This is a genomic window from Phaeovulum molybdatiresistens (assembly GCF_023544865.1).
In the GTDB taxonomy this organism is placed as follows: Bacteria; Pseudomonadota; Alphaproteobacteria; order Rhodobacterales; family Rhodobacteraceae; genus Pontitalea.
Map to the genome: position 1 here is coordinate 74,707 of NZ_JAMJFX010000017.1, position 10,938 is coordinate 85,644.

At 65.5% G+C, this 10,938-nt stretch carries 11 protein-coding genes; all 11 read left to right on the top strand.

The features are described 5' to 3' along the window. The 11 genes from MXB90_RS12325 (at position 1) to MXB90_RS12375 (ending at position 10,574) form a co-directional block, all read left to right on the top strand. Complete coding sequence (locus MXB90_RS12325; protein WP_250045337.1) at positions 1–558, top strand: SoxW family protein; 558 nt, start codon at positions 1–3, stop codon at positions 556–558. A 142-nt stretch (positions 559–700) separates the two neighbouring features. Beyond that, positions 701–1,177 carry a sulfur oxidation c-type cytochrome SoxX gene (gene soxX / locus MXB90_RS12330; RefSeq protein ID WP_250045339.1) on the top strand — a complete coding sequence of 159 codons (477 nt, stop codon included), beginning with the start codon at positions 701–703 and terminating at the stop codon, positions 1,175–1,177. 29 nt (positions 1,178–1,206) lie between these two features. Continuing rightward, positions 1,207–1,626: a thiosulfate oxidation carrier protein SoxY gene (soxY, locus tag MXB90_RS12335; RefSeq protein ID WP_250045341.1), complete on the top strand. Its 420-nt coding sequence runs from the start codon at positions 1,207–1,209 to the stop codon at positions 1,624–1,626. Positions 1,627–1,649: 23 nt separating this feature from the next. Then, positions 1,650–1,979 carry a thiosulfate oxidation carrier complex protein SoxZ gene (gene soxZ, locus MXB90_RS12340; protein WP_250045343.1) on the top strand — a complete coding sequence of 110 codons (330 nt, stop codon included), beginning with the start codon at positions 1,650–1,652 and terminating at the stop codon, positions 1,977–1,979. Between the two features lie 95 nt (positions 1,980–2,074). Continuing rightward, complete coding sequence (gene soxA, locus MXB90_RS12345) at positions 2,075–2,935, top strand: sulfur oxidation c-type cytochrome SoxA (RefSeq protein WP_250045352.1); 861 nt, start codon at positions 2,075–2,077, stop codon at positions 2,933–2,935. A gap of 160 nt (positions 2,936–3,095) precedes the next feature. Beyond that, positions 3,096–4,787: a thiosulfohydrolase SoxB gene (gene soxB / locus MXB90_RS12350; RefSeq protein WP_250045354.1), complete on the top strand. Its 1,692-nt coding sequence runs from the start codon at positions 3,096–3,098 to the stop codon at positions 4,785–4,787. A gap of 49 nt (positions 4,788–4,836) precedes the next feature. After that, positions 4,837–6,120, top strand: coding sequence for a sulfite dehydrogenase (gene soxC / locus MXB90_RS12355; RefSeq protein ID WP_462982300.1), 1,284 nt, complete (start codon positions 4,837–4,839; stop codon positions 6,118–6,120). Beyond that, positions 6,104–7,195 (top strand): c-type cytochrome, encoded by a 1,092-nt coding sequence (locus MXB90_RS12360; protein WP_250045356.1) that lies wholly within the window; start codon positions 6,104–6,106, stop codon positions 7,193–7,195. The genes soxC and MXB90_RS12360 overlap by 17 nt, the downstream gene beginning before the upstream one ends. A 78-nt stretch (positions 7,196–7,273) precedes the next feature. Next, on the top strand, positions 7,274–7,936 hold the full coding sequence (locus tag MXB90_RS12365) for a c-type cytochrome (protein WP_250045358.1): 663 nt from the start codon (positions 7,274–7,276) through the stop codon (positions 7,934–7,936). 27 nt (positions 7,937–7,963) lie between these two features. Beyond that, entirely contained in the window at positions 7,964–9,226 is a 1,263-nt protein-coding gene (locus MXB90_RS12370; RefSeq protein WP_250045359.1) for an NAD(P)/FAD-dependent oxidoreductase, read from the top strand. Between the two features lie 109 nt (positions 9,227–9,335). Further along, on the top strand, positions 9,336–10,574 hold the full coding sequence (locus MXB90_RS12375) for a glycerate kinase type-2 family protein (protein WP_250045361.1): 1,239 nt from the start codon (positions 9,336–9,338) through the stop codon (positions 10,572–10,574). The last annotated feature ends 364 nt before the right edge of the window (positions 10,575–10,938 follow it).

Here is a 10,938-nt window from a genome sequence, read left to right on the forward strand (position 1 = left end):
ATGCGTCAGATGTTCACCGCGGCCCTGCTGGCCTTGTCGCTTGCCGTGCCTGTGGGGGCGGCGGAACTGGGCGATGACGGGCTGCACAAGACGCCCTGGATGCGCGACACCTTCAAGGACCTTCGCGAAGATCTGGCCGAGGCCAATGCCGAGGGCAAGCGCCTGTTGGTGATCTTTGAACAGCGCGGCTGCATCTATTGCACCAAGATGCACGAAGAGGTCTTTCCCGACCCCGAGATCACCCAGCTGATCGAGGATCATTACTTTGTCGTCCAGCTGAACCTGTTCGGCGATGTCGAGGTGACCGATTTCGATGGCGACACCCGCGCCGAAAAGGACATGGCGATGAAATGGGGTGTGATGTTCACGCCTACGATGATGTTCCTGCCCCAAGAGGTGCCCGAGGATACGATGGCCGCGCGCGCCGCCGTGGCCACCATGCCCGGCGCCTTCGGCAAGGGCACGACGCGGGCGTTGCTGACCTGGGTGAAGGACCGCGGCTATGAAAGCGGCGAGAATTTCCAGAAATTCCTGGCATCCCAGGTCAATTCGCAATGATGCGGCACGCCGTAGTGGGGGCTGCGGCTGTGCCGCATCCGCATTGCTGCGCTGCATATATGCAGATGTTTGAATTTTTCGGTTGCGATCTTTTGCCGCACACGTCAAAATGAGAATCGAAGGAAGAAGAGGGAGGTCTTCTATGAAACGCCACGTCGTGATGGTCGCCGCTGCGGCCGCACTCGCAGCAGGTGCAACGGCCGCCGAGGTCGCCCCGATGGAAGTGAAATGGGACGAGGATGGCTCCATCGCCGAATCCCTCACCGGCACCCCGGGCGATCCGGCCTCGGGCGCCAAGATCATGACGACCAATGCGCTGGGCAACTGCGTTGCCTGCCATGAAATCGGCGCGATGCCGGATGTGCCCTTCCAGGGCAACATCGGCCCCGCGCTGGACGGCGCCGCCGACCGCTGGACCGAAGCGCAGCTGCGCGGTCTGGTCGTCGATGCCAAGCGCACGTTCGAGGGCACGTTCATGCCCGGCATGTACAAGACCGGGCCTTTCACCCGGCCGGGGGACGCCTACACCGGCAAGGCAGCGCCTGCCGATCTGATGCCCATCCTGTCTGCCCAGCAGATCGAGGATGTGGTCGCCTATCTGCTGACGCTCAAAGAGTGATCGGCGCAAGACATCGAGAGGAGATGACGATGAAATTTTCCAGACGTGGGGCGCTTGGGCTGGCGCTGGGCGGTGTGGCCGCTTCCATGCTGCCGATGCGCGCAATGGCCGCCGGCGCCGAAGAGGCGATCGCCGCCTTCACCGGCGGGGCTGCCGTGGGCACCGAAGGGCTGACCCTGACCGCCCCCGAAATCGCCGAGAACGGCAACACCGTTCCGGTCGCGGTCAATGCGCCGGGCGCGGTCGCCATCGCGATCTTCGCCGCCGGCAACCCGACGCCGGGCGTGGCCACCTTCACCTTCGGCCCCGCCGCCGGTTCGCAATCCGCCTCGACCCGTATCCGCCTGTCGCAGACCCAGGACGTGGTCGCGGTCGCCAAGATGGCTGACGGCAGCTTCGTTCAGGCCTCGGCCAACGTGAAGGTCACCATCGGCGGCTGCGGCGGCTGACCCGGAATTCCAGGAGAGATATCATGGCAGACAACGTCAAACCGCGCGTGAAAGTGCCCTCGAAGGCTTCGGCCGGCGAGGTGATCACGCTCAAGACCCTGATCTCGCACCCGATGGAATCGGGGCAGCGCAAGGACAAGGACGGCAACGTCATCCCGCGCTCGATCATCAACCGCTTCACCTGTGACTTCAACGGCCAGAACGTGATCGACATCACGATCGAGCCGGCCGTGTCGACCAACCCCTATTTCGAATTCGATGCCAAGGTCGACGCCTCGGGCGAATTCAAGTTCACCTGGTACGACGATGACGGCTCGGTCTACGAAGACGCCAAGTCGATCGAGGTCGCCTGAGCCGACGGCTCTTCCCGCGTGAGGGAGCGCGGGTCTCAGGAAAGCCCCGCGTCCGGTTTTCGGGCGCGGGAGATACCCAGGGAGGATCAAGGGAAATGACGCTGCGCTACAGCCGCACCACGATCGCCGCCGCCGCCGCACTTGCCATTGGCGCGGGCGCCGCATGGGCCGAACCGGTCGATGACACGCTGATCGTGAATGAGGAAATCACCATCAAGACCCGCGCCGAGGCGCCCGCCCATCTGGAAGGCGCGCTGCCCGAGCTGTATTCGGGCTGGCACTTCCGCGAAGATGACACGCGCAAGATGCAGATGGACGATTTCGACAATCCGAATTTCGTGTTCCTGGAACAGGGCCTGGATCAGTGGTCCGTGGCCGAGGGCACGGAAAACAAGTCCTGCGCGGATTGCCATGGCGACATCGAGGAAAGCATGAAGGGCGTGCGCGCCGTCATGCCCAAGGTGAATGCCGCCGGCGCGTTGTGGTCGATGGAAGATTACATCAACGACTGCCGCACCAACCGCATGGGCGCCGAGGCCTGGAAGTGGAACAGCCAGGACATGAAGAACATGACCCTGGCCATCTCGCTGCAGTCGCGCGGCATGCCGATGAACGTCGCCATCGACGGCCCCGCGGCCGAATTCTGGGAACGCGGGAAAGAGATGTATTACACCCGCTTCGGCCAGCTGGAAATGTCGTGCGCCAATTGCCATGAGGACAACTGGGGCAACTTCATCCGCGCCGACCACCTCAGCCAGGGCCAGATCAACGCCTTTCCGCTGTATCGCCTGAAGGATGCGGGCGTGGTGTCGATCCACCAGCGTTTCGTGGGCTGCGTGCGCGACACCCGCGCCGAGACCTTCGCCGCCGGCAGCCAGGAGTTCCGCGAGCTGGAGCTTTACGTCGCCTCGCGCGGCCAGGGCCTGGATATCGAAGGGGCGGGCGTTCGCCACTGACTTAAGGCCGCGGGGCATGGCGGACCCATGCCCCGCGTTTCGCTTTCCAACATATTCAACTTTTTCGATCTGATGGAACGCCATCAAGCTGAATTCGTTAGGCAATTTTCGGAATGAACCGGCGCGCCCGCGGGCCGCGCTACAGCGAAGGAGAGATGGGATGATTTCCCGGCGGGAATTTATTCAGGCAAGCCTTGCGGCCTCGACGATCCTGGGCGCCTCGGGGCTGTCGCGCTGGTCGCGCGCGATGGCGCAACAGGCGCTGACGCAAGATCAGCTGCTGCAGTTCGACGATTTCGGCAATGTGACGCTGATCCACATCACCGATATCCACGCGCAGGCCAAGCCGATCTATTTCCGCGAACCCGAGATCAACCTGGGCGTGGGCGAGGCCAAGGGCGTGCCGCCGCATGTGGTGGGCGCCGATTTCCTGAAGATGTTCAACATCCAGCCCGGCACCCCCGAGGCCTATGCCCTGACCTATGAAAACTTCACCGATCTGGCCAAGGCTTACGGCAAGATGGGCGGCATGGACCGGGTCGCGACCGTGGTCAAGGCGATCCGCGCCGCGCGCCCCGAGGCGCTGTTGCTGGATGGCGGCGATACCTGGCATGGCTCGATGACCTCGTTGATGACCAAGGGTCAGGACATGGTCAACATCATGAACGCGCTTGGCACCGATGCGATGACCTCGCACTGGGAATGGACCTTTGGTCAGGACCGGGTGAAGGAAATCGTCGAAAGCCTGCCGTTCCCCTTCCTGGGCGCCAATATCTTTGACGCGGAATGGGACGAACCGGCGTTCGAACCCTACAAGATCTTTGAACGCGGCGGTGTGCGCATCGCGGTGATCGGCCAGGCCTTCCCCTACATGCCGATCGCCAACCCCAAGTGGATGTTCCCCGATTTCAGCTTTGGCATCCGCGAAGAACGCATGCAGCAGGTGGTGGATGAGGTCCGCGCCGAGGGCGTCGACCTGGTGGTCTGCCTGTCGCACAACGGCTTTGACGTGGACCGCAAGATGGTGTCGCGCGTCAAGGGCATCGACGTCATCCTGACCGGCCACACCCATGACGCGGTGCCCGAACCGGTGCTGGTGGGCGACACGATCCTGATCGCCTCGGGGTCCAACGGCAAGTTCGTCAGCCGCGTCGATCTGGACGTGCGCGACGGCCGGATGATGGGCTTCCGCCACAAGCTGATCCCGATCTTCTCGGATGTGATCACGCCTGATGCCGACATGGCCGCGCTGATCGATGCCGAACGCGCGCCCTTCAAGGCGGACCTGGAAGAGGTCGTGGGCCAGACCGAAAGCCTGCTGTATCGGCGCGGCAATTTCAACGGCACCTGGGACGATCTGATCTGCGAGGCGATCTTGTCGGAACGCGACGCCGAAATCGCCATGAGCCCGGGCGTGCGCTGGGGCACCACGCTGCTGCCGGGCGATGCGATCACGCGCGAAGACATCCACAACGCAACCTCGATGACCTATGGCGCGTGCTACCGCACCGAAATGTCGGGCGAGATGATCCACACGATCATGGAAGATGTGGCCGACAACATCTTCAACGCCGACCCCTATTACCAGCAGGGCGGCGACATGGTCCGCATCGGCGGCATGGGCTATCACATCGACGTATCGAAGCCGATCGGCCAGCGGGTCACCAACATGACGCTGCTCAAGGATGGCTCGGCCATTGATCCGGCGCGCAACTATGTCGTGGCGGGCTGGGCCTCGGTCAATGAGGGGACCGAAGGGCCGCAGATCTGGGATGTGATCGAAAGCCATGTCCGCAAGATCGGCACCGTGAAGCTGGAACCGAACACCTCTGTCGTTGTCACCGGTGCGTGACGGCGGTCAGGGAATGCCCCCGCAAGGGACGGAAATGAAGGAGATGAGGATGGACGAGAAGGAAAGCTCGAACGCCCCGGCGCTGGCCATGGGTCGGCGCGGGTTCCTGCGTGCCGGCGCTGCCGCGGGCGCGCTGGTGGCAGGGGCGGGCGCGGCGCGTGCCGAAGGGCCCGACCCGCTGATCACCGAGGTGCAGCCCTGGGCCTCGGGGCTTGGTGATGGCGTTGACGCGGTGAAATACGGTCTGCCGATCAAATACGAAGATGACGTGGTGCGCCGCACCGTGTCCTGGTTGACGGCGGACCCGATCAGCTCGATCAACTTTACGCCGATCCATGCGCTGGATGGCACGATCACCCCGCAGGGCTGCGCGTTCGAACGCCACCACTCGGGCGCGATCGAGCTGCGCAAGGAAGATTACCGGCTGATGATCAACGGTCTGGTCGATCAGCCGCTGGTCTTCACCTATGAGGATCTGGAGCGTTTCCCGCGTGAAACCCGCACCTATTTCTGCGAATGCGCGGCCAATTCCGGCATGGAATGGGCGGGCGCGCAGCTGAACGGGTCGCAGTTCACCCACGGCATGATCCACAACATGGAATATACCGGGGTCAGCCTGCGCACGCTGCTGGAAGAGGCCGGCGTGAAGGCCGAAGGCAAGTGGGTCTATGTCGAAGGTGCGGATGCGTCGTCGAACGGCCGCTCGATCCCGCTGGAAAAGGCGCTGGATGACTGCCTGGTCGCCTTCAAGGCCAATGGCGAGGCGCTGCGCAAGGAACATGGCTATCCTGTCCGCCTGGTCGTTCCGGGCTGGGAAGGCAACATGTGGGTCAAGTGGCTGCGCCGGATCGAGGTCACGGAAAACGCCGTGGAAAGCCGCGAGGAAACCTCGAAATATACCGACACGCTGGACAACGGCGTCTCGCGCAAGTGGACCTGGGTGATGGATGCGAAATCCGTCATCACCGCGCCCTCGCCGCAGATGCCGATCAAGCACGGGCCGGGGCCGCTGGTGATCACGGGTCTGGCCTGGTCGGGCCGTGGTGCGATCACGCGGGTCGATGTGTCGCTGGATGGCGGCAAGACGTGGAAACAGGCGCGCCTGGCCGCGCCGGGGCAATCCATGGCGCTGACGCGGTTCTATTTCGACCATGTCTGGGACGGGTCGGAAATGCTGCTGCAATCGCGCGCCATTGACGAAACGGGCTATGTCCAGCCCACCAAGACCCAGCTGCGCGAAGTCCGTGGCCTGAATTCGGTCTATCACAACAACGGCATCCAGACCTGGTGGGTCAAGGCGAACGGGGAGGCAGAGAATGTCGAAGTTTCGTAATCTGGTGATCGGAACGGCGCTTCTGACCACGCTGGCCGCCCCTGCCTTTGCCGAGAAGCTGGGCCTTGGCCGTCCGGCCCTGCCCGAGGAGATCGCGGCCTGGGATCTGGATGTCTCGCCCGATGGGACGGGGCTGCCGGAAGGCTCGGGCTCGGTTCTGGACGGGGAAGAGGTGTTTTCCGAACATTGCGCGGTCTGCCACGGCGAATTCGCCGAGGGCGTGGACAACTGGCCGAAACTTGCGGGCGGGCAGGGCACGCTGGACCATGACGATCCGCTGAAGACGATCGGGTCTTACTGGCCCCATCTGTCGACCGCCTGGGACTATGTGAACCGCTCGATGCCGTTCGGCAACGCGCAGTCGCTGGACCCCGATCAGGTCTATGCGATCGTGGCCTACCTTCTGTATTCCAACGATCTGGTCGATGACGATTTCGTCCTGACCAAGGAAAACTTCACCGAGGTGGTGCTGCCCAATGCGGACGGCTTCATCCTGGATGACCGGGCCGAGACGGAATATCCGATCTTCTCGCAGGAAGCTTGCATGGAAAACTGCAAGGAGACGGTCGAGATCACAATGCACGCGGCCAATCTGGACGTGACGCCGGGCGACCCCGATGATGACGCCCCGGCCGAAGCCGCGGAACCGGCACCTGCGCCCGCCGCAGCCGAGCCTGCCGCGACCGAGGCCCCGGCTGAGGAAGCCGCCGCTGAAGAAGCCGCCGAAGCCGCGACCGCGGTGGCCGCGGCCGATCCGGCGCTGATCGAGGCGGGGGAAAAGGTGTTCAAGAAATGCGCCGCCTGCCACAAGGTCGGTGACGGCGCCAAGAATGCCACCGGCCCGGTGCTGAACGGCATCGTCGGGCGCGCGGCTGCAACGGTCGAGGGCTACAAATACTCGGCCGCGATGCAGGCTGCGGGCGAAGGCGGTCTGGTCTGGACGCCGGAAAACATCGCCGCCTACATGCAGGACCCCAAGGGCTTTGTTCCCAAGAACAAGATGTCCTTCGCGGGCCTGAAAAAGCAGGACGAAATCGATGCACTGATCGCCTATATGGCGACGTTCACCGAGTAAGCCTTGGGCTGGCGGGGCTTCCTCCTGCTCGCCGGCCTGATCTTCGCGCCCGCGCTCCCCGCGGGCGCGGACGCTTTTGTGCCGCCTGACGCACGGGCGGAAACCTTTGGCGATGCCGACCGGGGCGCGGGCTTCTGGACCCAGTGCAAGGGCTGCCATGAAATCGGCGCGGGCGCGCGCATCCGCATCGGCCCGCCGCTATCCGGCCTGTTCGGCCGCCGGGCCGGGGCGGTGGCGGGCTTTGCCTATTCCAAAAGCATGGCGCGTATGGGCGCGGACGGGCTGACCTGGAATTGGGGCACGCTGGATGCCTATGTCGAAAATCCCAAGGCGCTGGTGTCGGGCACGCGCATGGCCTATCGCGGGCTGAAGGATCCGCAGGATCGCGCCGATCTGATCGCCTTTCTGCGCAGCCATTCCGACCGCCCCCAGGACATTCCCGAAGCCGCCCCCACCGCGCGGCGGCTGGAACTGGATCTGCCCGCCGATCTGCTGGCGCTGCAGGGCGATCCGGCCTGGGGCGAATATCTGGCCGCCGAATGCCAGACCTGTCATCGCCGCGATGGGTCCGATCAGGGGATTCCGTCGATCACGCAATGGCCTGTTGAGGATTTCGTCATCGCGATGCATGCTTACAAGCGAAAGCTGCGTCCGCATCCGGTGATGCAGATGATGGCCGGGCGCCTGTCGGATGAGGAGATTGCCGCACTGGCCGCCTATTTCGCGACGTCGGGCGAGTGACGCCGCAGTTCAGGGGAGGGAACACCGATGCAGATGAAGCGACGCGACTTTTTGGGCAGCGCGGCTGCCGGCACGGTCATCCTGGCCGCACCGATGGTGCGCGCCCAGGGCAAACCGCGGGTGGTGGTGATCGGCGGCGGGGCCGGGGGGGCGACCTGCGCGCGCTATCTGGCCAAGGACAGCCAGGGCGCGCTGGATGTGGTGCTGATCGAACCCGCCGAGGTCTATCACACCTGTTTCTTTTCAAACCTTTATCTGGGCGGCTTCCGTGATTTCGACAGCCTGGCCCATCGCTATGACCGGCTGGCCGCGGATTACGGCATCACGCTGGTGCGCGATCGCGCGGTTGCGGTGGACCGGGCCGCGCGGCAGGTCACGACCGCGGGGGGCGAGACGCTGGCCTATGACCGGCTGGTGATCGCGCCGGGGATCGACTTCAAGGAAGGCGCCCTGCCGGGCTGGACCCTGGCCGATGCCGAGGTCATGCCCCATGCCTACAAGGGCGGCGCGCAGGTGCAGCTGCTGCGCGCCCAGATCGAGGCGATGCCCGAAGGCGGCACCTTCGCGATGATCGCCCCGCCCAACCCCTATCGCTGCCCGCCCGGGCCTTATGAGAGGATCTCGATGGTGGCGCATCTGTTAACCCAGGTGAACCCGACCGCCAAGATCCTGGTCTTTGATCCGAAAGAGAATTTCTCGAAGCAGGGGCTGTTCGAAGAGGGGTGGGAGACACATTACCCCGGCATGATCACCCGCATCGGCCCCGACATGGGCGGCACCGCGCTGGAGGTGCGGCCCGCGACGATGGAGGTGGTGGCCGATGGCGTGGTGGAAAAGGTCGATGTCTGCAACGTCATCCCGCCGCAGATGGCCGGCGCGATCGCGCAGATTGCCGGCGTGACCGAAGGCGACTGGGCCCCGGTGCATCCGGCCGACATGCGCGCGCGCCTGGATGAGGCGGTCTTTGTGCTGGGCGATGCCAGCGCCCAGGGCGACATGCCGAAATCGGCCTTTTCCGCCAATAGCCAGGCCAAGGTCGCCGCGATGGTGATCCGGGCGGAACTGACCGGATCGCGCGCCTTCCCGGCGAAATATTCCAACACCTGCTGGTCGCTGATCGCGCCCGAGGATGGCGTTAAAGTCGGTGCCAGCTATGAGCCGACCGCGGAAAAGATCGCCAGCGTCGAAAGCTTCATCAGCCAGACAGGCGAGGATGCGGCGCTGCGCCGGACCACCTATGAGGAAAGCCTGGGCTGGTACGCCGGCATCACCGCCGACATCTTTGGCTGAGGCCGGGCGGGGGGCTGTCTGCCCCCCGGCGCCCCCTTGCGGGGCCGCCGCCCCCCGAGGATATTTGGGCAAAGCCGAAGGGCAGAGTTTTTACAGGCGGAGGGCAGTGTTGGAAAGCGAGCTGGAGGCGCGGGCACGGGAATTGTTTGCGGCCGGGGTGGCAGCGGCGGATCCCGCGCGGGCGGTGGATGCGGCGATGGCGGCGGTTCTGGCCGACGGTCCGGCCCCGGGAGGGCGCTGGCATCTGCTGGCGCTTGGCAAGGCGGCGGGCGCGATGGCGCGGGCCGCGCTGCGGCACTTGCCCGAGGGGGTGGCCGCGCTGGTGGTTACGAACCCCGAAAATGCCGGGCCGGTTCCGGGGGCCGAGGTCTTGGCGGGCGGTCATCCGGTGCCTGATGCGGGCAGTGCGGCGGCGGGGCAGGCGATCCTTGCGCGGCTGGCGGCGGCGGGGCCGGGGGACCGGGTTCTGGCGCTGATTTCGGGCGGGGGCTCGGCGCTGGCGGTGGCGCCGGTGGCGGGGCTGAGCCTGGAGGACAAGGCCGAGGTCAGCCGCCTTTTGTTGCTGTCGGGGGCCGATATCACCCAGATGAATCTGGTGCGCCAGCATCTGTCGCGGCTGAAGGGCGGGGGCTGGCTACGGACCTGCGCCGCGCCCATCAGCGCGTTGATCTTGTCGGATGTGCCGGGCGATGATCTGCGGGTGATCGCCTCGGGCCCGACGGTGGCACCGATCGGCAGCCGCGCTGCAGCGGCGGATCTGTGCCGCGCCTTTGGCATCTGGGATCGTCTGCCGGTTGCGGCGCGCGCCCATCTTGGCGCGCCCGAGCCTGCGGTGGCCGCGCCGGTTGGGGCGCAAAACCGCCTGATCGGGGCCAATGCGATTTCGCTGGCGGCGATGGTTGCCGCCGGGGCCGAGGCCGGGCCCTTCGTGCTGGGGGGCGATGTGGCCGCGCTGGCGCCGCGTCTGGTGGCGCTGTTGGGGGATATGGCGCCCGGTCAGGCGCTGGTCTTTGGCGGCGAAACGGTGGTGCGCGTGACCGGCGATGGTCTGGGCGGGCGCAACCAGGAACTGGCGCTGCGCGTGGCCCTGGCGGCCGAGGCGGCGGGGGTCGCGGGCCGCTGGCTGTTCCTGTCGGGCGGCACGGATGGGCGCGACGGCCCGACCGAGGCGGCGGGCGGTATCGTCGGGCCGGGGTCGCTGGCGGCGATGCGGCGGGCGGGTGTCGATCCGCAGGCGGCGCTGGCGCGTAACGATTCGAACCCCGCGCTGGCGGCGGGGGGGGCATTGCTGGTGACGGGGGCCACCGGCACAAATGTGGCCGATCTGGCGGTGCTGATCCGGGGGTAACGGTGCGGGCTTAGCGAAGGGCACGCTGTGCCGTCCGGCGCGCGGCGCGGGCCTCAAGCGCCAGTGCTGCGGCCAGCACCGCAAGCGCAAGCATGTCGAAGGACATCAGCGATATCAGAGCCATAGTGTTCCCCCAGGCGCGACTGCATTTTGTCTTGCAGCGCATTGGGGCGGGAATATGTCGCCATCCGGGTTTTGTTGGGCGCGGCCCGGCGGGCGGCGCGCTTGACGGGGGCGGGACGGGCATGGCCTAAGAGTCGGATTCGGAATTATCTTTAAGATGTCATGCCCTTGCGATGAGCCTCGTGACGCGCCTGATGTGGGCGATGAGGAGCCATGCCTCTGCACTGGCGACGGTTTTCTC

Bases quoted from the DNA above. Each gene is read 5' to 3' on its own strand.
- soxX (WP_250045339.1), top strand. From the start codon at position 701: ATGAAACGCCACGTCGTGATGGTCGCCGCTGCGGCCGCACTCGCAGCA.
- soxB (WP_250045354.1), top strand. From the start codon at position 3,096: ATGATTTCCCGGCGGGAATTTATTCAGGCAAGCCTTGCGGCCTCGACG.
- soxY (WP_250045341.1), top strand. From the start codon at position 1,207: ATGAAATTTTCCAGACGTGGGGCGCTTGGGCTGGCGCTGGGCGGTGTG.
- MXB90_RS12360 (WP_250045356.1), top strand. From the start codon at position 6,104: ATGTCGAAGTTTCGTAATCTGGTGATCGGAACGGCGCTTCTGACCACG.
- soxA (WP_250045352.1), top strand. From the start codon at position 2,075: ATGACGCTGCGCTACAGCCGCACCACGATCGCCGCCGCCGCCGCACTT.
- MXB90_RS12325 (WP_250045337.1), top strand. From the start codon at position 1: ATGCGTCAGATGTTCACCGCGGCCCTGCTGGCCTTGTCGCTTGCCGTG.
- soxZ (WP_250045343.1), top strand. From the start codon at position 1,650: ATGGCAGACAACGTCAAACCGCGCGTGAAAGTGCCCTCGAAGGCTTCG.
- MXB90_RS12370 (WP_250045359.1), top strand. From the start codon at position 7,964: ATGCAGATGAAGCGACGCGACTTTTTGGGCAGCGCGGCTGCCGGCACG.
- soxC (WP_462982300.1), top strand. From the start codon at position 4,837: ATGGACGAGAAGGAAAGCTCGAACGCCCCGGCGCTGGCCATGGGTCGG.